This is a genomic window from Methylophaga sp. UBA3603, assembly GCF_002375335.1.
Lineage (GTDB): Bacteria > Pseudomonadota > Gammaproteobacteria > Nitrosococcales > Methylophagaceae > Methylophaga.
The window spans coordinates 53,553-75,504 of record NZ_DFMC01000006.1 but is presented as its reverse complement, the minus strand read 5'-3'; the positions used below and the strand labels follow the sequence as shown (position 1 = coordinate 75,504).

The window sequence follows — 21,952 nt, the reverse complement described above, 5'->3', positions numbered from 1 at the left end:
TATAATTACGCCATTGAAGCAATGGTTTTTCGAAAACGACTTAACGATAAACCAAATAGAACACTCCCCAGCAAAATCAAAACCAGAAACTGTGGCCAAACTTCGGTAAAACCGGCTCCTCGATACAAAATCGATTGTGCCAACATCACAAAATGGGTATCAGGAGCCAGTAACATAATGTATTGAATAATATCCGGCATACTTTCTCGGGGTGTGCTGGCCCCTGACAGTACTTGTAAGGGTAATAGAATCATGACCAGCAATAAGCCAAATTGGGGCATTGATCGGGCAACTGTGCCCAGAAAGATACCCAGTGAAGTGGTCGCAAACAAGTGAAATAAGGTGCCCAGTAAAAACAACCAGACCGATCCCTGGATGGGAACCGATAACCAGGTCTGAACCACCAGCCATAAAGATAAAGATGTTGCTGTGATGACCACTAATGCCATGGCAAAAACCTTGCTGGTCATAATTTCAAATGGCGTAACAGGCATGACCAGTAAATGTTCCAGCGTGCCATGCTCGCGCTCTCTAATCAGTGCTGCTCCAGTTAATATTATCGATAGCATGGTGATATTATTAATTAACTCCATTACCGCGCCAAACCACTGGCTATTCAATTCGGGATTAAATTTTGCGCGTAACACCAAATCAACTGGTCTCACACTCTCCTGCCGATGCCGTTGCATAAAGGCGTCAATCTCACTACTGACGATTGACTGTACATAGCTATTACCAGTAAACGCCTGTCCCATGCGGGTTGCATCAATATTCAACTGAATAGCGGGTTGATGACCTGCCAGTAAATCACGTTGAAAATTTGCTGGAATATGCAAGGCAAAGGTATCAATTCCCATATCCATCCGGGCATCAATCTCATGATATTCAATCAGCACAGGGGGCAAAAAATAGGGTGGGTAAAAAGCATCCACAATACGCATGGATAATGGTGAACGGTCATCATCAACAATTGCTATCGGGGCATTATTCAATGAATCAATCATTGCTGTTGCACCTGCATAAATTGACAAACTGAACGCGTAAACAATAAAGACCATCAATACCGGATCGCGTAACAAGCTACGAAGTTCTTTGATGCCAAGCTGCAGGATATTGCTGAAGGCCATTTATCGTTCCTGTTTCTTCAACAACATAACACCAACCAACAATAATATTGGTGCAGCAATAAATAAAGCGGTAAATGCAGAATGTAAATCCGAATAAGACAGGCCTTTGGAAAACACACCCCGGGTAATAGTCAAAAAATGCGTGGCAGGATAAACCTCACCAATCCATCGCCCCAGGCCCTGCATTGACGATACAGGATCAATCATGCCCGAGAATTGCACTGCCGGAATCAAGGTTAACAACGCTGTGCCAAATAACGCCGCAATCTGACTACGAGTGAAGGCTGAAATTAGCAAGCCCAGGGAAGTAGCACAAAATACATACAGCAAGGCCGCAAACATCAGAGTGATGAAACTCCCGGTCAGCGGCACCTTAAAAAGGAATACTGCAAACAACACCAATAAGACAAAATTCAGCATACCCAGCACGATATAGGGTAATTGCTTGCCGAGTAAAAATTCCATACGACTCACCGGGGTGACATACAGGTTCACAATCGAGCCAAGCTCTTTTTCACGCACTACCGACAGTGCCGTTAATATCGATAAAATCAGCATCAACAGCAATGGAATCATCGCTGGTACAATGGCTATCAGACTTTTTACATCAGGGTTATAACGAAAGCGTGCTTCGATGGTGGCGGGTTGTGCCGTGACAGACGATCCCAGTATTTCCCTTGATTTCATAGTCAGCCAATGACTATGCATTCCCTGCACATAACCACGTATATTCTCACCTCGAGTTGGGCTTGAGCCATCAATCCAGGCGCCAATTTCCACCGGTCTGCCACGAGCCAGATCCCGGCGAAATCCATACGGGATCTCAATTGCCAGACTGAGTTCGCCGGACTGCATTCGCTGCTCTATTTCGGCATGGCTATATAACGCAGGTTGTTCAATAAAATAACGTGATCCTGATAAATTAAGCGTGTAATCACGGCTGGTCGCTGATTGATCGGCATCAAGCACTGCAAATTTAAGATCTTCTACATCCAGACTGATGCCGTAGCCCACCACAAACATCAGCAATAATGTGCCCAGCATGGCCATGGTTAATCTGATGGGGTCTCTAGCTAATTCAAGTGTCTCACGTCGACTGTAACTGTATAAGCGGCGCAGACTGAAGCCTGTAAGCGAAGCAGATGGGGTGTCATTTTTATTATTGGTTTTTATCGAATTTTTAGCGCTTTCATCAGTAATTTGCAGATTTTCCTGGCGCCGTACCTCCTCTTGCAAATAATCGACAAAAGCATCTTCTAATGAAGCGGCATTTCTGGCCTTTTTTAAATTCTCCGGCGTATCAGTTACTAATACCCTTCCCGCATGCATCAATGAAATCCGGTCGCAACGCTCCGCTTCGTTCATAAAATGCGTTGAAATAAAAATGGTTACCCCATCCTGCCGAGCCAGGTCCACCATGATCTGCCAGAACACATCACGTGCAATCGGATCAACTCCCGAAGTCGGTTCATCCAGAATCAACATTTCCGGTCCATGGATCATGGCTACTGCGAGTGACAATCGTTGTCTTTGGCCAAGCGGTAAAGCATCCGGCAAACTATCCAGAACAGCTTCCAGTTCAAAACGTTTTGCCATCTCATCTATTCTGGCTGAAATGCTATTTGAGGGAAGTTTAAATAATCGTGCATGCAAATCCAGATTCTGCTTTACCGTCAGTTCACCGTATAACGAGAATGACTGCGTCATATACCCCACCCGTTGGCGGATACTCAGATCATGTGGATCAATGGTTTTGCCAAATAATCTGGCTTGTCCTTCTGAAGCCGCCAGGAGACCCGTCAGCATTTTCATCGTTGTGGTTTTGCCACAGCCATTGGAGCCGAGAAAACCAAAAATCTCGCCACGTGGAATACGGAAAGTCACTTGATCTACCGCGGTAAAATGACCAAATCTTCTGGTGAGATTATCTGCCTCAATGGCAAATTCATCATGAGATGATTCTCTGCGTTGGGGGATAACTACAGGTTGATGACGATTGCGTAGCGCTTCCGGTAACAACGCTATAAAAGCTGATTCCAGTGAGCTGGTACCAGTTTGCTCTAGTATTTGTTGGGGCGTGCCTGTGGTGAGAACCCTCCCCTGATTCATTGCCACTAACCAGTCAAAGTCTGCGGCCTCTTCCATATAGGCAGTTGCCACCAACACACTCATCGCTGGATTATCACTTCGAATACGCTTAATCAATGACCAGAACTGGCGTCGTGATAACGGATCCACACCGGTGGTCGGTTCATCCAGAATAAGGAGCTCCGGATCATGAATCAGCGCGCAACATAACCCCAGTTTTTGCTTCATACCACCAGATAAATTACCTGCTGGACGATCAGCAAACGCTGTAAGTCCTGTAGCTTCCAGCAATTCACTGATGCGTTGTTCACGCTCAAGCCGATCATGACCGAATAAACGACCAAAAAAATCGACATTTTCAAATACGGAGAGTGTGTGATAAAGATTTTTACCAAGCCCTTGAGGCATATAGGCAATTCGGGGACAAACTTTCTGCCGGTGCTGTGGTTTTCGCATATCGCCCCCCAGCACTTCAATCGTACCTTGCTGAATAGCGTGTGCGCCGGAAATCAATGAAAACAAGCTGGATTTGCCAACACCATCTGGCCCGATAATGCCCACCATGATTCCAGCTGGAATGTTGAGACTCAGATCATCTAACGCTTGTGTTTTACCATAGCAAAGACTGATATTTTTCAGCACAGCCACCAGGCGATTGTCATCCAACGCAGACAATGCCGACGCTGTCATCAAGGAATCCTCACTGCCAGATGTTCTGGCCATTCTCCCTGGGAATCTTCAAGAACATATGCGACACCGGGTAGTCCGGTTTTTACACGCAATATGTAGGTATCCAACAGATCCTGTGGGATCTGGGCACGCACTCTAAACATCAATTTTTCCCGTTCAGTAGCGGTTTCAACGGTTTTGGGAGTGAACTGTGCGACATCGGCCACAAAAGACACTTTGGCGGGGAAGACATATTCAGGGGCGGCATCCAGAATAATTCTGACATCGGTTCCTAAGGCTAAACGTCCTGCACTGAGTGTCGGTAAAAAGAAGGTCATATACACATCACGCAGATCGACCAAATTCAACACCCGTCCACCAGCACCAATGACTTCTCCAGGTTGGGCAATACGATACTGAACTCGACCATCACGGACAGCTTTAAGCTCACTATCAGATATATCAGCCTGAATACGGTCGATGCTGGCTTGTGCACCTAATAAAGCAGATTCCGCTCCTGCCAATTGTGCTCTGGCAGTGACAATGGCTGCATCTGCTGCGGCTACCTGAGCCTTTGATGCACTGACAGCAGCGATGGCACTTTGCTGACGTGCAAAATCATCATCGGCTTCCTGCTGGGAGGTTGCTCCACGTCCTGCCAAGGATGAAGATCGCTCGTAACGCTTACGCGCCACATTTAGTTCAGCCTGACGCTGTGCAACCAGGGCCAATGCGGCTTGTTTTTCTGCTTCGCGCTGTACCAATTGACTTTTAGCGATAGCTACAGAGCTCTCGGCCTGATGAAATAATGCCTGGGCTTCACGTAACTGCGCCATCAGGTTTTCAGTATCCATTCGGGCCACTACCTGACCAGTCGTGACAAAATCACCTTCTCGGACCAATATATCCTCAATTCGCCCGGCCGTTTTGGCGGCCACATCGATTTCAGTCGCCTCAATTCGGCCGTTGCCATAAACCAGACCGGCATTAGGATCCGGTGCCAGATAAAAACGCCATACAAGGAAAATGGATAAGACAATTATTGCTACAACAATTAACGCACGAAGCAAATGAGTATTTCGGTTAAGTGGCATCCGTTTTCCCTTATACAAAGAAATTTGCCAAAACGTCGTAAAATTTCCGCAACCTTAGGAATGTTTTTAAAACGACATTGCTATTGCAGATTATTTTGAAGAAAGCAGTGGAGATTATTGATCTCACAAAGCCTTATCAGTTGGACTCAAGTTTACAACAGCGAAGCATAATTAAAACGATGAGTATGCTTTAACTTAACAGCTTTTGATGCAGATCAAATGAATTTTGTAACGAAAATTTTCACTCAGGGTTGATGTTGTTCACACCCTTGAAAGACTTGTTGTTCCACTTTATCTTCAGATAAATCATCTGGGAAGGTGTAAGCAAGATTTATCGCCAAATCAACAACACGCAAGAACTCTTCATTGGCAAACTCAGGACGCATTGTCTGCTGAACATCCTGCTTGGATTTTCCGGCTTGCTTATGATGATAGTAATCACCTGTCAGATTGGCGATAAGATCACATTGTTTATTGTTTTCCATCTCATTTGCATGAAGCGCCGAATTACAAAACGCCAACACAGATAAAGCCAGAATAGTTTGAATTTTCATCAGCAGCTCTTGTTTTGATTAATCACACCTGACTTCTGACTCTCGAACAAACAGTAAAATCCTTCAGCCATGAATTATTCAGAAAGTTATTTTTACTGAATGGTTCTGATTATTAGGAATTATTGTCAAAAAAAAAACGGCCTGTATAGGCCGTCTTTTTTATTAATTAATATTAAGGCTGGGGAGTATTAAAGATTTTTACGATCTGTCCATTTTTAATCACTACATGGGTTTCCTGATCTTCCACCATGCGATATAGCCATTTTTCAAAATAATCATTTTCTACGTCAGAATCGGCTACTTTTCTTAGCACCGGGCGGGTATGTTTGCTGATAAAGGCCGGTTCCCAGAATTGACCACAAATTGCTTTAATATCATCAGTGCTCATACCGATTTTGATGCTGTTTGAGCCGCACGCCATGGTTTCTTCATGGGATGATGCACTGCCAGCAAAAATATTGGCAGAAAGCAGTAGTGTCGCCATTGATACTAACAAGGTTGATAAACGCATAACGATCCTCACAAAACGGTCATTGATTCACTGATTTCGGGACAATATGCGACCTTAATGCATTGCTCGTCAACCCATCTGCTTTCCAATCGTTCAAAAAGGTCTATTTATTCACTATTTTATTCGTAGTTCGGTTCAATAAATGTGTTTTTCTTTGCAGGATGATTTGAATTTTGACTGCAACAGATGTTTATACTGCGGGTTAAACACTTAACCGGAATGTTATAGCGATGTCGCCCAAACCTATTTATATCACCTACGCTGGTCCGACCCTACTGGCGACTTCACTGCTTAATAAAGGCACAGCGTTCAGCGAAACGGAACGGCAGCAATTCAATCTCAAAGGTTTGATACCTCAGCGATTTGAAACGATCGAACAACAAGCTGAACGTGCCTATCAGCAATATTCCAGTTTTATAGAACCAATAAACAAACACATCTATCTGCGTACCATTCAGGACAATAACGAAACCTTGTTCTATTACCTGCTGGAACATCATCTACAGGAAATGATGCCGATAATTTATACACCCACCGTAGGCGATGCCTGTGAGCGGTTTTCGCAAATTTATCGTCGGGCCAGAGGATTGTTTATCTCGTATCCCGATCGCCATCATATTGATGAGATTCTGCTGAATGCAACCAAACGCAATGTAAAAGTCATAGTGGTAACCGATGGCAGTCGTATTCTTGGCTTGGGTGATCAGGGCGTTGGTGGTATGGGTATTCCCATTGGCAAGCTTTCTTTATATACAGTCTGTGGAGGCATCAGCCCGGCCTATACTCTGCCCATCATGCTGGATGTCGGAACAGATAATGCTGATTTATTGGATAACCCTCAATATATTGGCTGGCAACACCCACGTATTGATGCTCAGCAATATGATGAATTTATTGATTTATTTATTAGCGCTATCAAAAAGCGCTGGCCCAATGCACTGTTACAGTTTGAAGATTTTGAACAACGCAAGGCTTTGCCGTTGTTAACTCGCTATCGTGATGAACTTTGCTGTTTTAACGATGATATTCAAGGCACGGCTGCAGTGACCGTGGGTTCATTATTGGCCGCTTGTCGTGCCAAACAGCAAACGCTTTCCGAGCAAACTATTGTCTTTGTCGGAGCGGGATCTGCAGGTTGTGGTATAGCGGAACAAATTGTGTCGCAAATGATGACTGAAGGCACCAGCGAAATGGATGCCCGCAAACGCATTTTTATGATTGATCGACCGGGACTTCTCACCCAATCATTGCCTGGATTACCGGCTTTTCAACAAAAACTGGCTCAGCTGGATCTGGTGTGTGCTACCTGGAATATTTCGGGTATCAATGCCAATTTAGCTGAGGTCATTGATAACGCAAAACCGACGGTGTTGATTGGTGTTTCCGGTCAGGCGGGAATATTTACTGAAGCAATAATTAAATCCATGTATTCACATTGTCCAAAACCGATCATCTTCCCGTTAAGCAATCCATCCAAACAGATAGAAGCCCACCCACAAGAGATTATTGAATGGACAGAAGGTAATGCACTTATTGCTACTGGTAGCCCCTTCACGCCCATTGTGTATGAAGGAAGTTTTTATCCTATTGCCCAATGCAATAACAGTTACATTTTCCCGGGTCTCGGCCTTGCTGTTGTGGCTGCCGGAATAGAACGTATTACCGATGATATGTTGATGACCGCAAGCGAGGTGCTGGCTGAGGCTTCACCAATGACTACCCCAGGTAACCAGGAACTTCTCCCACCACTTGTCGATTCGGCAACACTCAGTAAAAAGATTGCCTTTGAAGTGGCTAAACTCGCTCAGCAAAAAAAACTTGCCCCAGAAATGACTGATAGCGCTTTATTACAGGCGATTGAAGATAATTTCTGGTTACCACGTTATCGTGAGTACCAACGGGTAAATGTCTAAACTGTAAACATAAAAAAACGGCTTGCAGTGAGTAACTGCAAGCCGTTTTTAAATAGCCAGTGATTGGATTAGAAATCCATCGTCGCGCTTAACGTAACAGTGCGAGGAGCGCCAAGCGCCAAATAGCCATTTCCCGGAAAACCACCAACCGAAGCCCAGTAATCACGGTCGAATAAGTTATGTACCCGCGCTCTGAACGTCAAGTCCTGATTACCGACCGCCAAAATATAACGGGCACCGATATCGACCGTCGTCCAATCATCGACTTTAAGCGTATTCGCGTCATCGGCATAACGCGAACCGGTATAAGTCACGAGGGAATCCAGCGCCAGACCATCCAGATAAGGGACTTCCCATTCCGCACCGAGGTTGGCCTGCCATTCAGCCACACCAATTACTTCATTGCCATCAATTGTGGCATTCCCGGTGTCTTTCTGCTCTGTATCCAGCCAGGTCACGCCACCCAAAACTTTGACATTGTCAGAAGCTTTGCCGTAAACGGTCAGTTCAACACCTTTATGTTCATCTTCTCCTGACTCTTTAAAGATATTATTTTCAATGACCGCTCTGGGTTTTGACGTTGTGAAATAGGCCAAGCCCAGACCTAACTGCCCCGTCTCATATTTGACGCCCACTTCTTTTTGTTCCGAAACATACGGTGATAATGACTCTCCGACATTAATCACACCGGTGCCCGGTGCAGTGTCGCCTTGCGCCAAACTCTCAATATAGTTGGCGTAGAGTGACACTTGATCAGTGACCTTAAATACCGCACCAGCTGCCGGAGTGATCTCACTGTCCTCATAGGAAGTCCGCACCCCAGCCGTCTCAGATTCTGTGTCGCTACTATAGTTATCTACTTTGATTGCCTGATGACGGGCGCCCAGCGTTAATAACAAACGCTCATCCATAAAAGAGAGCGTGTCACCAATGGCAAAGCTATTCAGTTTTGTTCTGCCAGTTAACTTAGGCGAGTCGAGGTCATTGCCAAAGAATGTTCCGGTGGCAGAGCCACTACCAAAACCAGGTCTGTTGTAATAAACCGGATTGTATAAATTACTGTCCAGGCGGCGCTCACCAAACTCCCCAATAAATGCATTCTTTGTTTCAAGTTGGAAATAGGAGTATGAAACCACCCATTCATGGCCGACTGCACCCGTATCAAAATTGCCTCTGAAGCCGATTTCACCGGTATCAACGCGATCTTCGCGGGCATTATCAAATCTGCCCATCACACCCTCACCAGAACGGGCATCCTGAAGCGTAAAATTAGCTAGCGAATTATCCTCATCTGTCCGACGTAGACCATACGCTGCCCAGGCAGTTACATTATCGTTGAGGTCATATTCTGCACGGAAGGTGCCAAACACATCCTCTTCATTGGAATAGCTCCAGGGCTGTGCCCAGTTCTTGCTCGCATCTGGCGCTTTCGGTACGACATCGGTTAAGCCGTTAATCGAAACATTGGTTCGCGTTTCATCTAATTGATGATTTTGATAGCCCATATCCGCCGATAAACGCAGTCGATCACCCCGATAATCCATACCTACGCTGAACAGGTTCAGCTCGGCGTTTTCATCGTCAATCGAGGTACCACCATTGTGATGGGCAGCATTGACCCGAATACCAAACTCGTCATTTTCACCGAAACGTCGTGCCACATCGGCAGCAACATTGCGTTGATCATTGTGTGATGCACCGACAGTGATGCGGTTTAAGTCATAGTTAGGCGCCCGTTTAGGTAGCAGATTAATCACGCCACCGATACCGTTTCCACCCGGAGCGGCACCTGTCAGAAACGCTGAGGCACCACGCAAAACTTCAACGCGTTCAAATAACTCTGTCGCGATATATTGACGGGGTAACAAAGAATAGAGGCCATTGTAGGCAACATCATCTGAATAAAGAAGAAACCCCCGAATGAAGTAGGTTTCCTGAAAGTTACCAAAGCCACGAGCGACCCTGACACCGGGATCGGCTTGCAGTACGTCCCCGACGCTCTGCGCCTGACGGTCCTGAATAAATTCGTTGGTATAGCTGGTAATACTAAAAGGTGTATCCAAATTATCTTTTGTACCCAATATGCCTGCACGTCCACCTTCAGCAACTTGACCACCTGCAAAGGCTGGAGATAAACCCTCGGCTGAAGCATCCGCACTCGCTGTGACCGTAATCGATTCCAGTTCTGCCGAATCCGTTTCGCTTTCAGCAGCGGATACAGTTTGTGAAGCTAATAAGGCTAAGCCAATCGATATCGCTAGCGGCGATAATTTGATACACATGAACTTCTCCGGGGAAGAAAAGAAAAAATCATATGCTACGCATCGAACAGATTAATGTAAATACAAATCGTTGTTATTTAGATACAAATAACACGTGCAAATTTAAGTATGAAAGATACAGTTCAACTTAACCCCTTCAGTTTTGCTATTATTTGCCAGTCAAATACTGACATGTCGCTGTGTAAACGCGCATGGCTGACGAAAAGAAGCAATGGTTCTGTCGCATGACAGCCATGATTGACCCTCTTATATATTCAGGATTTTTATGCCAGAGATTATTATTGAAAAAAACCCAAGTGAAGCACGCTTAAAAGAACTGGGCGTTGCCGGTTGGGAAATTTGGGATTGCCCAGTTACCGAATTCCGTTTGGATTTTGATGAAACCGAAAAAGCTTACATTCTTGAAGGTGAAATTGTCGTCACTCCAGACGGCGGCGAGCCAGTCACAATCGTTCCAGGTGATTATGCGATTTTCCCAACAGGCTTGAAAAGCATGTGGCAAGTGACCAAACAGCTGAAAAAACATTACAGCTACGATTAGTCAGTAACATTTAAAGGCATCTTCGGATGCCTTTTTTACTTTTGCAATACGTACAACTTTTCGCCACGCTATGTGTCACTAGGGCGTGTTTATCTTTCATCTCCATCTCTGTTGTGAGCTGAAAAAGCGTCAATCAAGGCACGAGGAACGCTTTTTAGTTATTCTAAATAAGTGACGAGCAACGCAGAGTGGCGCTTTTTCAGTCACAACCCGAAGGGCTGGGACTATTTTTGCGGCCGTCTGCGTTGTATGAAATACATCCCTGTATTTCACCGCTGCGCGGCCAGCTAAGCTGTTCAAATGAGTTCCAGACTCATTTGTCAATCACTTATGTAGGAAGGCTACACTGCGTGCTTTCCTCCTTGCGGGACACAAAAATTGTCACCAGCAGTGGTGGATATGAAAGAAAAACACACCCTAGACACTGAATACTTTTAACAAAGGAGATTTTATGAAAGTCGTCGCTTTTGCAGCCAGCAATAGTAAACACTCTATCAATAAGCAATTAGTCACTTATGCAGCGAGTCTGCTTGAGAATGCTGATGTAGAAGTGCTGGATTTGAATGATTATGAACTCCCACTGTTTAGCGTTGATATTGAAAAAGAAATTGGTCAACCCGCATTGGCTCAAGCCTTTCTGGATAAACTGGGCAACGCTGATGCCTTGGTTATTTCACTGGCCGAACATAATGGAAATTATTCGGCGGCATGGAAAAACCTGTTTGACTGGTGCACACGAATCGAACAAAAAGTCTTTCAGAAAAAACCCACTATCCTGCTCTCAACCTCTCCGGGTGAGCGCGGTGGGGCAACAGTTATGGAAATTGCCCTCAACTCAATGCCCCGCTTTGCTGCCGACATAAAAGGGAATATGTCGCTCCCCTCTTTTTATGATAATTTTGATACTGATAACGGAAAAGTTATCAACACTGAATTTGACAAGCAGTTACATAAGACTATGCATCAACTGGCTCAATAATTGATTGTCATAATTTAGAAATATAGTTGTAGTAATGTGGAAATGTTTATCTATATGCTTTTCGATTGATTCATTCTTCTAAGGATCTCACATGAACGACTCGGTAGCTTTGTTGGATTTAAAGAAAAAGGCTCAAAAACAGCTTTATAAAATCAGTGAAGAAACTTCGGTAAATAGTGGGAGAGCCAAGGCTTTATTACTTTTATCTGAAGGGGCGACTCAAGAAGAAGTGGCTGAAAAAACAGCATTGAGTTTAGGTCAGATTCGCTACTGGCTGGGACGCTACCGGGCAAATGGAATTGATTGTTTTCCTGTGGCTGTTGATACCAAGCCCAAGAAAGAGAAAAAAGACAAACCCAAAAAAGCAAAAAAAGCTGACAAGAAAGCTAAAGATAAACCCAAAAAATCAGAAAAGAATAAAAAGAAAAGTAAAAAAACCAAGTCTAAATAATTATTCACATCCAGCCGCAGTTGCCGAGTCCCAATGAAATCGGGCGGCTGGAACCTTTGAATAGTGTTCATCACCACGCTTTTCACTATTATTTAAGCAATCTCTACTATATTCCCCGCTCTGCTAAACGATAATTAAAATTATCCAGCTCTCTGGCGTTTTCTAGTGCCTGTTTTTTTTGAACCAAATATTTCTAAAAAATATAGCCTAATGCAGCGTTGCTTTGTCGGTGCTGATAACTGGATATTTTTTGTTAAAGATCCGTCATGAATTGTCGACAACAAGACTGAACAATAGCGCTAAATAAAAAAAGTTGGCAATACCAAGTTGCGATCTTTAAGGACAATTCAATGAACATGCATAGCATACGTACCAAAAGCTCTTTACCGGTAATGGTGATGGGGTTAACCATTATTATCGTCATCTCGATGTTCTGGTGGATGATGTCCTTACAGAATAATCTGATTGAAATTCAGTCGCGCAGCTTTATGCCTGCCAGTGAAGTCATTCTTAATGCTGACCGGGATCTGTACCAGGCCAAACTAGCCCAACTCAACATCCTTTCGGGTCAAAGCAACGCAGCCGATGAAGAAGAAATAAATCGCCAGGAAAATATCCAACAGGTGGCGGCACGTTACGCTGAATACAGGGAATACTTGAAAGAATTTCCTGAAATATCCGGTGACCCGGCGGTGTTTAATCAGGCCTATCAAGAATGGGTAGCTTCCTCTGATGCGCTGGTACAAGCTTATGACAATGGGCTTTCTTTAAATCTCCTTAAGCAAACTGAAGATCAGGAGTTTGCTGAATTACGAGATATTCTGGATAAGTCCGGCGAGGCAGTGATTAATGGTTTTGAGGTCATTGAAAAGCAACTTGCTGCTGATATCCGCACCAAAATGACGATCACATTTATTGCTGTCGCGATCGTTTTGATAATCGCGATGATTTTCAGTTATCTCATTCCAAAAAAACTGACTAACGACATCAATTATTTGGTAAAACGAATTAATGAAATTGCCTCAGGTGATGGCGATCTCACCGCTAGAATTGATGTGTCGTCTAAAGATGAATTCGGTAATCTTGCTCAGGCGTTTAATGTTTTTGTCTCTAACCTGCAGGATTTAATCAAAAATATTCTGTCCCAGGTTGCCAACCTCGGCAATCTCACTGCCAGCCTGTCGGATGCATCAGTTCATACCAAAGATATTAACGATAAACTGAATTTATCGACAGAATCCATTGTAAGTGCTGTTCATGAAATGACGCTGGCCAACAAGGAAATGGCACAAGTTGCAACCAATTCCGCTTCTGAGGCCGATCAAACCGCTGGTTTAGCTGATCGCGGTATGGCCGTAGTCAGAACGTCGAATGAAAAAATCGCCGCATTGATTCGCAATATGGATTTGGTATTGAACTCCTCTCAGGAGCTTGAAACCAATTCCAACAATATCGTTACCGTTTTGGAAGTTATTCGTGGCGTGGCCGAACAAACTAATTTGCTGGCACTGAATGCCGCGATTGAAGCCGCTCGGGCAGGTGAACATGGACGAGGTTTTGCTGTTGTGGCAGATGAGGTCCGAACTCTGGCAACCCGAACTCAGCAAAGTACCAATGATATAGATGAAATTATCCAGAAATTACAATTGTCTGTCGGCGCATCTTCAAAGGCTATTTCTGAAGGTAAGGTAAATGCTGATGAAACAGCAAATACCTTTGTTGAAGCCGATAAAGTTTTCCATGAAATTCAGCAGTCCTCTAACCGGGTAAATGATATGGCGACCCAAACAGCTCAGGCAACTGAAGAGCAGACCTGTGTCGCTGAAGAAATCAGTAAAAACCTGCACGGTCTAAACCAACAGACAGAAGCTGCCAGTGAAGTAGCTGAAACGGGTGAAGAGTTATCACAGGAAATCAGACGTTTTTCTGAAAGCATGAAACAAATGATGAGCCGCTTTAAAGTTTAGTGTTAGTCGGGAGTGGGTCGAAGACCGCACTGTTCCAGCAAATCCTGCCAGGCTTCAGTGTGTTCTTTTATACGTTGTTGATATAGCGTCCAGATATTCTGCTTATTATCCACATTTAACGTTTGTTGATAATACGCATTAAACGTCTGCGGCATGACCTCTTTTTGCAGCTGTGCCAGTCTGGCTAAGGGCTGAAACAGCTGATCAGCCCCACTGTTTACAGCAGACATATAGGGTTGGACTTTTTCAATATAAACCTTGAAAAACATCGATTCCAGAATCTTTGCCTGAGTATTCGGTTTGCCCTGTACACATAGTGGTTTTTGCTCAATGCGTTGCTTCAGAATCTGAGTTCCATCATCCAGCCGACTTATCAGTAATCTCGCACTATTCTGTAATTGCCCTGCCCGGCTTCCATATTGCCAACGTTGTTGAATCTCGCCCATATACTCAAGATCCTGTTCATACTCGCCTTGCAGAAGTTGCTGAACCCGTTTGTTTACATAAACAATATCCTGACTATAGCTGCTGATTTCGTATTGGCTTTTCTCAGGATCATAAAGTCCTGATGATAAACTCATTAGCTGCGCGATTTCCTCTGTTCCCCAAGTGGCATTCCAAATCACACGTGGTAAATACTGTTTTTTTATTTCAATGACTTGCGCCAGCTTTGTTCTTAATGTTTCACTTTTAATCTCGACCAGACATTGTTGTGACGCTTCTATAAACCGTAATTCGTAACGTAAATTATTTAAAGGCTGCATCACTCGTCCCAGTATCGAGTTTTTTTCTCCCACCACAAATTGCAGTTCACAGCCATATAAAGACAAAAAGTCCAACATATTGATATCGTGTTCAGGTATGAATAATCGACGGTCTCGTGGTCGGGGAATTCGCTCTATATCAATCAGATCTGAATAGACCGGTTCCACATCCAACACATTGGCTAACCGCTTCACATATTCATCCATCAAGGTTTCCGGTTTTGCCAACGGGTCGCAGGCACCAAGCAACGACATAAGGCTAAACAGAACTAAAATTCGATATGGAATATTCATTAAATGGCTGGTCGAAAGGATCTAAAACTCAGAGAATTGACTGTGACACTTTAAATAGGTTAAAGACTCGTTATAAATTTATTGTATGCTCCATAACAGGCTAAACAAATAGGATAGGTATCTTGACGATTACGACAGATACATCTCATCCAATGGTGAGTGATGAATATTTTCAACAATGGCAGGATCTGATTGATCTGTTAGCCGAATTCATGCAAGTGCCTGCTGCACTTCTAACGCATGTAGATGAAAATAATCAGCTTGCGGTCATGGTTAAAAACCGGGCGTCGACCAACCCATATCAGAGTGATCAGAAATTCGATTTAACCGGATCTGAAACATATTCCGAATTTGTCATTCGGGAACAGAAAACGCTGTTTGTTGCCAATGCATATGAAGATACGGCATGGAAGAACAAATATGACCCGACGCTAGGTATGATTAATTATCTTGGCGTGCCCGTCACCTGGCCGAATGGAGACCCGTTTGGCACTTTATGTGTTCTTGACACAAAAACGCATTATTACAGCGAATTACAACTCAAAATGATGGTGCAGTTACGCAATATTTTTGAAGCCCATCTGGATATTCTGGAACAAAATCTTGAGCTGGAAGAAGTGGCCAAAACACTCGAATATCTTGCCAATACAGATGATTTAACAGGTATCTGGAATCGACGGGCTTTTATTGCTCAAGCAGAGACAGAACTGCAGCGAACCTCTCGGCATAATCGAACATTATGCCTTTTAATGTTTGATATCGATAACTTTAAACGCATCAATGATTTGCACGGACATAACACTGGCGATGAAGCCATCAAATTATTTACAGAATGTATTATGAATTCAAAGCGTGCGTACGATATTTTTGGTCGCATTGGTGGCGAAGAGTTTGCCATGATTCTTCCTGAAACCGATCTTGACTCAGCACTGGCATTAGCTGAACGGATGCGTGAATGTGTAGAACAATTGAGCCTGCCATTAGTCAGTGGTGAAAACGTGACGTTCACTGTCAGCATAGGTCTGACAGAATATGGTGAAGAAGATGATGGTATTTTTGCACTGCTCTATCGCGCGGATCGTAAACTCTATGAAGCAAAACATCTGGGCAAAAACTGCGTAGTCGCCTGATACGTGAAAGCGTTTATATCAACTTTCAAAGTTTAACTCGGTTTAGTTTGTTTAATTAATCACTTTGTCCTGGTCGAGCTAAATCCTCAGGAGCGTTAGATGGCGAAAGCCAAAAACAGATTACAGGCTCTAGATGCCTTAAGAGGTATTGCCGCACTCGGCGTAGTACTGTTTCATTACCTGCCTTATTACGATGAACTTTATGGTCACACTTTCTCATCACCTGATGTGCTGGAATTTGGTCGCTATGGCGTTCACCTGTTCTTTATACTGAGTGGATTTGTGATTTTGATGACACTGGAACGAACCGACAATGTGCGCTGGTTTGGTCTGGCCAGAGCTTTTCGGTTGTTACCGGCTTTATGGGTTTGCATTCTGCTGACTTTCTTTATGGTTCAAGTGCTTGGCCCGGATGATCGCTCTGTCTCGTTCAGCACAGCATTAATAAACTTCACGCTTTTACATAGTTACTTGGATTATTCCCATGTCGATGGTGCCTATTGGAGCCTGGTGATTGAAGGTACATTTTATCTATGGATGGCCATCTTGTTTTATGCATTGAAAAGCTGGCAGCAGCTCCGCATGGTTTTGTTTGGTTGGCTGATTATCAGTTACATAGCGGTGTTTAATCTGGAAAATCTATCCCCATCATTACTGTTTTTGACCCATGAATTATTATTTGCCATGTATGCCCCTCTGTTTATCAGTGGGATGTTGCTATACCGCTGGTACAAGTCGGGGAATTTGACCGCCAGTGAGGTGCTGTTCCTCGCTCTGTCGATGAGCCATGCACTCATTGCCTACCCCGCACCATTCAGTCTTTTTGTTTTAGGTTGTTACGCTGTTTTTGTGCTGGCAATAAGCGGTTATCTGGATTTTATTGTCAATCGGCTCACCTTATGGTTGGGCAGCCTGTCCTATTCTCTTTATCTGGTCCACCAAAATATTGGTTACGGAATCATCAATTACAGCTATGCAATTGGGTTATCAGGCGTCACCGGAGTTGCTATTGCCATTGGAGTGTCATTTCTACTGGCCATATTGATTCACCTTCACGTAGAAAAGCCTGCGTTGAATTGGTTTCGCGAAAGACGTTATAAAACTGCCCCGTTAGTTGCGATGAATTAACTAAGCCAATGATTTCTGACTTATGAGTGGCTATAAGGAGTACCTGTGGAGCCAATGCAGATATATTTTGATTATTTATCAAATAGAGTTTGACCTTTACATATAATCTCTATATATTCAATCGTGCTTGCAAGTACGACAGATATTTGTTTTCAAGTTCGATGTTTCCGCTTTAATGTTAGATCCAAAGAGTACTCGTCCTGTTTTCAAAATACCCGCTCCACTTACAGCATACCCGCCCAAATTGGGCATTTTAGATTTACAAAAAATAGGATGATTTATGTCTTCAACTGGAACAGTTAAATGGTTTAACGAAGCTAAAGGCTTTGGTTTTATCGAACAAGAAAACGGCCCTGACGTTTTCGCACATTTCCGTCAAATCCAAGGTGACGGTTTCAAAACATTGACTGAAGGCCAACGTGTAACATTTGATGTTACTCAAGGTCAAAAAGGTCCACAAGCTGAAAACATCGTTCCTGCATAATTGCTACGATAACAGTTTGATTTTCACCTTCGGGTGAAACGAAAAAGCCCCGTTTTCCGGGGCTTTTTTGTATCTGCGTGTTATTAAACACTGTCAGCTTCCACAACATAACGGGCAAAACTCTGATATTTACCCCACATTTCCTGTGCCATCGCATCAGGAAACACATGAAACTGACCAGCTTTGAGACCATCAATAATAGCTTTTGCAACTGTATCAGCGGTTTCTGCAATATCACCAAACCCGGCGTCTTTTGCCATATCAGTTGCTATTGGACCAGGATGCACACTCATTACTCTGGTGCCTTGTTCAGCAAACTGCCCCCGTAAGGCCTGAGTTAATGAATAGGCTGCAGCTTTAGAGGCGGCATAGCCTGAAAAGGCCGGGAATGATCTTAATGAAGCAATTGAATTGAGTTGGATAAAGGCTCCACCACCATTTGATTTCAATACCGGTGCAAAAGCCTGAGCCATATAGAGCAAACCGTTTACATTAACCGCCATCTGAGTTTGTAGGGCTTCAACCGCATGCTCATCTAACGGCATTGCCATTTGCAAAATACCTGCGTTATTTACTACCAGATCAACATCATTGGCTTTCTTGGCAGCAGAAAATATGGTTTCTGGCTTTGATAAATCCACTGCAATGGCAACAAGCTGTTCGGGATATTGCGCCAATAATGCTTCAGCGGATGTGACATCACGCACAGCCAGATAAATTTTGCTGACACCCGCATGGATAAAAGCCTCGACAATCGCTTTACCAATACCCCGGTTAGCCCCTGTCACCAAGGCTATTTTACCTGTTATGTCATAGGTTTCATTCATCTAAAACACTCCCACTATTTCACATCATCAGCCCTGACATCGAAAATCATATTCAGACCAGCTTGATCCAATGCTTGTGCTCACCTACATTAGCAGTCTTTTTAGTAAATATTCGGAATCGTAATGGATATCCAGCAAATTGAAACCCTTTTCTTTCAATCTCTGCACATCGTGATGGACTGGGCTAGTAGTCCAAAATTTTACTCTCAAATCGGACTGATAGTATTAGGCGGTTTACTGGCTTTTTCAATTGCCAGTTTTTTAAAGAGCCGCTCACCACTTTTAAGACAGCTCCCCGCTTCAGGTCCTTTACTTAAGTTACGTAACAGCATTTATCGTAGTCGGGATCTGATTTTTCCCTTGATGATAATTCTGGCTTTTTCGATTGCTGCTGATATCAGTCAGTTATGGATAGGTCAAAGCTGGTTAATTCAAATATGTATGAGCTGGGCTGTCATCTATATGCTCTACAAACTGATAAATCGAGTTGTTCATAAGGCTTTATTTAAAAAGCTCGCCCTCTTTATTGTTTTACCCATTGCTGTGCTACATCTTTTTGGTTGGCTGGATGCAGTTATCGTTTATCTTGAATCTTTGTCATTTGAGTTAGGCAATATCAAGATTTCTGCTTACGGCATTATTCGTGTGCTGATATTCGGCTCGATTTTATTCTGGCTAGGACGTATTTCCAGTACTGCCGGGCAACAAATTATCCGTAGTCAGGAAGATCTGGATATTGGTACCCGTGAAGTATTTGCCAAACTGTTTCAGATCGCCCTGTTCTTTATCGTCTTTATTCTGCTATTGCAGATCATGGGGATTAACTTAACTGCACTGGCGGTGTTTGGTGGTGCTCTGGGTGTGGGTTTAGGTTTTGGCTTACAGTCAATTGCCTCCAACTTTATCTCTGGCATCATCCTGCTGCTCGAACGTTCTTTGAGTGTCGGCGACTACATTGAGATGGAGGATGGACGCAAAGGTATTATTCGTGAGTTGAATATGCGTTCTTCTACGCTGGAGACCTTCGACGGAAAAGATATCATGGTGCCGAACGAACAGTTCATCACCACCAGTTTTACCAACTGGACCCATAAAAATCTCAAGCAACGCTATTCCCTTGAATTTCAGGTCGCCTATAAAACCGACCTGCATTTTCTGTTTGATTTATTACGACAGGTTGTCGCCAGCCATCCTCGGGTGATAAGTGGTGACGATGTGCCCATAGAAGAACGTCCGGATGCAGAAATTGCGGGATTTGGGGACTCTGGTGTCGATATTCTGATTGAATTCTGGATGGAAGGCATCGATGATGGTGTTAACCGTGTGGGTGCCGACTTATTGTTAATGATTTGGGATGCGTTAAAACAGCATGAAATTGAAATCCCATTTCCACAACGTGAAGTTAAAATTCTTAATGCCAGTGGTGAAGCGATTCGTTGATTCAGGAAAATCCTGAGTGGCAACGGGGTAAATGCTTATTTGATTACATTAGTACAGGTGTATTATTTGAATTGTAAAAAGTAATTTCACTTTTAACAGGAGAAATCGACATGTGGACTAAACCAGAATACTCAGATATGCGTTTCGGCTTTGAAGTAACAATGTACATCTGCAACCGTTAATTTGCAGTTAAGCGAAACCTAAGAAGCCCCGACAAGTTCGGGGCTTTTTTTTGCCTATAGTTTTTATGCGTTATGCTGAGCGTGTTTGTTAAATCCTGTTAGCGGGAAGGAAAATATGATGAACCAAGACTCCGAATTGTATGAAGCCATTGTTAACACTGCTGTCAGCCTGGCTTCTCATTCTTCATGGGAGTCAGTACGTTTGTCCGAAATTGCTGCCCAACTCAATATTTCACTTGCCGATATTTATTATTGCTTTGCTGAAAAAGAACAAATCGGTGACGCCTGGTTTGATCGTGCCGATCAGAATATGCTGAAGGTGATGCAATCCAGTGTATTTGCAACATTAAATAATCAGCAAAAATTTCATCGCTTGATGATGGCATGGTTGGAACCACTTGCAATCAATCAAAAAGTAACCCGGCAAATGATTTCAAATAAACTGGAACCGGGGCATCTTCATATTCAGATTCCTGCATTACTACGAATCAGTCGTACTGTGCAATGGCTGCGTGAAGCATCAGATCAGCACTCGACATTACCATGGCGAGCAGTGGATGAAACAGTGCTAACCGGGGTGTATTTGATCACTTTTTGCTGTTGGCTCACCGATAACACTTCAATGTACCAGCGGACACGACGTTGTCTTGAGAGACAATTAAAGCTTGCTTCAGGACTCGGCTTTCTGAAATAGCTATTTCATCTGTTATCTGGTTATTCGGACTATTAATCGCCAGGCTATAAATAAAAAACCAATAGGCAAAATCAGCATTATCAATACAAATTCAGCCAACAAATAGATGGCCGCATTTATCCCCTGTTCTGCTTTGGTCTCAATACTTTGTAATCTGTTTTTAATGTCCAGGTTATCTTTGAATCCCTGATACCAGCCGCGTTCGGAATCATCTGACTCAGGCTGAATCTCAGCTACTTCTTGCTGTGTGCTATGCAAAATAGCAATGGCATCCTGTCTATCTTGCTCCAGCCAGAGCTGTAATTGATTGGAAGCGACTATAGTGACCGGAATCGCCAAACGTAATAAGGTCATGATCAACACCATCTTAAACAGCATGGAAGACCATCGGTCAGGAAGTTTCTGCCATAACAACAGAAGTAAAACGATGGCAGCAAAACCCGCTATTGCCCAACGCAAAATGTCAATATCACCAACTGCTAACAGGATTTTCTGAATGCCCAGCGATGCAGAAGCCACTAATAAAACGCTTGAAAACTGCTCGATCAAATCATTCAGGGGGTCCAGAATTTCGCCAGGAGTCAATGTCAGACCCACCCCCATTGGTTCGATCGATAATTCAGTGCCTTGTGCCGCTGAAATAACCGCATTTAATCCCCGGGCAATCGCATAGACGGTAAGTGTGATCCTGAGCATATGGCCTAATTGAGCCCCCGCATTTGACTCAAAAGGTATCAGCGCCAGAATCAAACACAAAAGCATTAGCAGTACAGCAATAATCTGTGTTCGATGGAATATCGTTTTCAAGAATAACTCCGTTGTCTATCGGGCCG

At 43.7% G+C, this 21,952-nt stretch carries 20 protein-coding genes; 11 read left to right on the top strand and 9 right to left on the bottom strand.

What is annotated here, in order from left to right:
• Nucleotides 1-5: 5 nt before the first annotated feature.
• The 5 genes from B4F66_RS02860 to B4F66_RS02840 all read right to left on the bottom strand — a co-directional run bounded on the left by B4F66_RS02860 (nt 6) and on the right by B4F66_RS02840 (nt 6,043).
• Nucleotides 6-1,127, bottom strand: a complete 1,122-nt coding sequence (locus B4F66_RS02860) for an ABC transporter permease (protein ID WP_292357069.1) — start codon at nt 1,125-1,127, stop codon at nt 6-8.
• Nucleotides 1,128-3,905, bottom strand: coding sequence for a ribosome-associated ATPase/putative transporter RbbA (gene rbbA / locus B4F66_RS02855; RefSeq protein WP_292357109.1), 2,778 nt, complete (start codon nt 3,903-3,905; stop codon nt 1,128-1,130).
• Nucleotides 3,905-4,978, bottom strand: coding sequence for an HlyD family secretion protein (locus B4F66_RS02850; RefSeq protein WP_292357071.1), 1,074 nt, complete (start codon nt 4,976-4,978; stop codon nt 3,905-3,907). Before B4F66_RS02850 ends, rbbA begins: the two co-directional genes overlap by 1 nt.
• Nucleotides 4,979-5,223: 245 nt before the next feature.
• On the bottom strand, nt 5,224-5,532 hold the full coding sequence (locus B4F66_RS02845; protein WP_292357073.1) for a hypothetical protein: 309 nt from the start codon (nt 5,530-5,532) through the stop codon (nt 5,224-5,226).
• A 172-nt stretch (nt 5,533-5,704) separates the two neighbouring features.
• A complete protein-coding gene (locus B4F66_RS02840; protein ID WP_292357075.1) occupies nt 5,705-6,043 on the bottom strand; it encodes a DUF2845 domain-containing protein in 339 nt (112 codons plus the stop codon).
• Nucleotides 6,044-6,273: 230 nt separating this feature from the next.
• Between B4F66_RS02840 and B4F66_RS02835 the strand changes: the two genes are divergently transcribed.
• The gene (locus tag B4F66_RS02835; protein ID WP_292357077.1) at nt 6,274-7,956 is read left to right on the top strand and encodes an NAD-dependent malic enzyme; all 1,683 of its coding nucleotides are present in this window, start codon (nt 6,274-6,276) and stop codon (nt 7,954-7,956) included.
• Between the two features lie 68 nt (nt 7,957-8,024).
• Here the strand turns inward: B4F66_RS02835 and B4F66_RS02830 are convergent, their stop codons facing one another.
• Nucleotides 8,025-10,238, bottom strand: a complete 2,214-nt coding sequence (locus B4F66_RS02830) for a TonB-dependent receptor (RefSeq protein ID WP_292357079.1) — start codon at nt 10,236-10,238, stop codon at nt 8,025-8,027.
• Between the two features lie 265 nt (nt 10,239-10,503).
• On the opposite strand from B4F66_RS02830, the gene B4F66_RS02825 reads away from it, so the two are divergent.
• The 4 genes from B4F66_RS02825 to B4F66_RS02810 all read left to right on the top strand — a co-directional run bounded on the left by B4F66_RS02825 (nt 10,504) and on the right by B4F66_RS02810 (nt 14,176).
• Nucleotides 10,504-10,779: a cupin domain-containing protein gene (locus B4F66_RS02825; RefSeq protein ID WP_292357081.1), complete on the top strand. Its 276-nt coding sequence runs from the start codon at nt 10,504-10,506 to the stop codon at nt 10,777-10,779.
• Between the two features lie 451 nt (nt 10,780-11,230).
• Nucleotides 11,231-11,758: an NADPH-dependent FMN reductase gene (locus B4F66_RS02820; protein WP_292357082.1), complete on the top strand. Its 528-nt coding sequence runs from the start codon at nt 11,231-11,233 to the stop codon at nt 11,756-11,758.
• A 91-nt stretch (nt 11,759-11,849) separates the two neighbouring features.
• On the top strand, nt 11,850-12,209 hold the full coding sequence (locus B4F66_RS02815; RefSeq protein ID WP_292357083.1) for a helix-turn-helix domain-containing protein: 360 nt from the start codon (nt 11,850-11,852) through the stop codon (nt 12,207-12,209).
• A 350-nt stretch (nt 12,210-12,559) separates the two neighbouring features.
• On the top strand, nt 12,560-14,176 hold the full coding sequence (locus tag B4F66_RS02810) for a methyl-accepting chemotaxis protein (protein ID WP_292357085.1): 1,617 nt from the start codon (nt 12,560-12,562) through the stop codon (nt 14,174-14,176).
• Nucleotides 14,177-14,178: 2 nt separating this feature from the next.
• On the opposite strand, the gene B4F66_RS02805 is transcribed toward B4F66_RS02810, so the two are convergent.
• A complete protein-coding gene (locus B4F66_RS02805) occupies nt 14,179-15,234 on the bottom strand; it encodes a DUF3080 family protein (RefSeq protein WP_292357087.1) in 1,056 nt (351 codons plus the stop codon).
• 122 nt (nt 15,235-15,356) lie between these two features.
• On the opposite strand from B4F66_RS02805, the gene B4F66_RS02800 reads away from it, so the two are divergent.
• The 3 genes from B4F66_RS02800 to B4F66_RS02790 all read left to right on the top strand — a co-directional run bounded on the left by B4F66_RS02800 (nt 15,357) and on the right by B4F66_RS02790 (nt 17,976).
• Nucleotides 15,357-16,364 (top strand): sensor domain-containing diguanylate cyclase, encoded by a 1,008-nt coding sequence (locus B4F66_RS02800; RefSeq protein ID WP_292357089.1) that lies wholly within the window; start codon nt 15,357-15,359, stop codon nt 16,362-16,364.
• Between the two features lie 99 nt (nt 16,365-16,463).
• A complete protein-coding gene (locus B4F66_RS02795; RefSeq protein ID WP_292357091.1) occupies nt 16,464-17,492 on the top strand; it encodes an acyltransferase family protein in 1,029 nt (342 codons plus the stop codon).
• Between the two features lie 280 nt (nt 17,493-17,772).
• Entirely contained in the window at nt 17,773-17,976 is a 204-nt protein-coding gene (locus B4F66_RS02790) for a cold-shock protein (protein ID WP_014706925.1), read from the top strand.
• An 83-nt stretch (nt 17,977-18,059) separates the two neighbouring features.
• Here the strand turns inward: B4F66_RS02790 and B4F66_RS02785 are convergent, their stop codons facing one another.
• Nucleotides 18,060-18,803 carry an SDR family oxidoreductase gene (locus B4F66_RS02785; protein ID WP_292357094.1) on the bottom strand — a complete coding sequence of 248 codons (744 nt, stop codon included), beginning with the start codon at nt 18,801-18,803 and terminating at the stop codon, nt 18,060-18,062.
• A gap of 123 nt (nt 18,804-18,926) precedes the next feature.
• Between B4F66_RS02785 and B4F66_RS02780 the strand changes: the two genes are divergently transcribed.
• The 3 genes from B4F66_RS02780 (at nt 18,927) to B4F66_RS02770 (ending at nt 21,119) form a co-directional block, all read left to right on the top strand.
• Nucleotides 18,927-20,243, top strand: a complete 1,317-nt coding sequence (locus tag B4F66_RS02780; protein WP_292357096.1) for a mechanosensitive ion channel family protein — start codon at nt 18,927-18,929, stop codon at nt 20,241-20,243.
• Nucleotides 20,244-20,353: 110 nt separating this feature from the next.
• Complete coding sequence (gene pqqA, locus B4F66_RS02775; protein ID WP_081443609.1) at nt 20,354-20,425, top strand: pyrroloquinoline quinone precursor peptide PqqA; 72 nt, start codon at nt 20,354-20,356, stop codon at nt 20,423-20,425.
• 115 nt (nt 20,426-20,540) lie between these two features.
• Complete coding sequence (locus tag B4F66_RS02770; RefSeq protein WP_292411422.1) at nt 20,541-21,119, top strand: TetR/AcrR family transcriptional regulator; 579 nt, start codon at nt 20,541-20,543, stop codon at nt 21,117-21,119.
• A gap of 12 nt (nt 21,120-21,131) precedes the next feature.
• Here the strand turns inward: B4F66_RS02770 and B4F66_RS02765 are convergent, their stop codons facing one another.
• Nucleotides 21,132-21,926: a hypothetical protein gene (locus B4F66_RS02765; protein ID WP_292357100.1), complete on the bottom strand. Its 795-nt coding sequence runs from the start codon at nt 21,924-21,926 to the stop codon at nt 21,132-21,134.
• Between the last annotated feature and the right edge of the window lie 26 nt (nt 21,927-21,952).

What these genes read in the sequence shown, in the direction of transcription:
- B4F66_RS02860 (WP_292357069.1), bottom strand. Translation starts at nt 1,127, where the DNA reads ATGGCCTTCAGCAATATCCTGCAGCTTGGCATCAAAGAACTTCGTAGC.
- rbbA (WP_292357109.1), bottom strand. Translation starts at nt 3,905, where the DNA reads ATGACAGCGTCGGCATTGTCTGCGTTGGATGACAATCGCCTGGTGGCT.
- B4F66_RS02850 (WP_292357071.1), bottom strand. Translation starts at nt 4,978, where the DNA reads ATGCCACTTAACCGAAATACTCATTTGCTTCGTGCGTTAATTGTTGTA.
- B4F66_RS02845 (WP_292357073.1), bottom strand. Translation starts at nt 5,532, where the DNA reads ATGAAAATTCAAACTATTCTGGCTTTATCTGTGTTGGCGTTTTGTAAT.
- B4F66_RS02840 (WP_292357075.1), bottom strand. Translation starts at nt 6,043, where the DNA reads ATGCGTTTATCAACCTTGTTAGTATCAATGGCGACACTACTGCTTTCT.
- B4F66_RS02835 (WP_292357077.1), top strand. Translation starts at nt 6,274, where the DNA reads ATGTCGCCCAAACCTATTTATATCACCTACGCTGGTCCGACCCTACTG.
- B4F66_RS02830 (WP_292357079.1), bottom strand. Translation starts at nt 10,238, where the DNA reads ATGTGTATCAAATTATCGCCGCTAGCGATATCGATTGGCTTAGCCTTA.
- B4F66_RS02825 (WP_292357081.1), top strand. Translation starts at nt 10,504, where the DNA reads ATGCCAGAGATTATTATTGAAAAAAACCCAAGTGAAGCACGCTTAAAA.
- B4F66_RS02820 (WP_292357082.1), top strand. Translation starts at nt 11,231, where the DNA reads ATGAAAGTCGTCGCTTTTGCAGCCAGCAATAGTAAACACTCTATCAAT.
- B4F66_RS02815 (WP_292357083.1), top strand. Translation starts at nt 11,850, where the DNA reads ATGAACGACTCGGTAGCTTTGTTGGATTTAAAGAAAAAGGCTCAAAAA.
- B4F66_RS02810 (WP_292357085.1), top strand. Translation starts at nt 12,560, where the DNA reads ATGAACATGCATAGCATACGTACCAAAAGCTCTTTACCGGTAATGGTG.
- B4F66_RS02805 (WP_292357087.1), bottom strand. Translation starts at nt 15,234, where the DNA reads ATGAATATTCCATATCGAATTTTAGTTCTGTTTAGCCTTATGTCGTTG.
- B4F66_RS02795 (WP_292357091.1), top strand. Translation starts at nt 16,464, where the DNA reads ATGGCGAAAGCCAAAAACAGATTACAGGCTCTAGATGCCTTAAGAGGT.
- B4F66_RS02790 (WP_014706925.1), top strand. Translation starts at nt 17,773, where the DNA reads ATGTCTTCAACTGGAACAGTTAAATGGTTTAACGAAGCTAAAGGCTTT.
- B4F66_RS02785 (WP_292357094.1), bottom strand. Translation starts at nt 18,803, where the DNA reads ATGAATGAAACCTATGACATAACAGGTAAAATAGCCTTGGTGACAGGG.
- B4F66_RS02780 (WP_292357096.1), top strand. Translation starts at nt 18,927, where the DNA reads ATGGATATCCAGCAAATTGAAACCCTTTTCTTTCAATCTCTGCACATC.
- B4F66_RS02770 (WP_292411422.1), top strand. Translation starts at nt 20,541, where the DNA reads ATGATGAACCAAGACTCCGAATTGTATGAAGCCATTGTTAACACTGCT.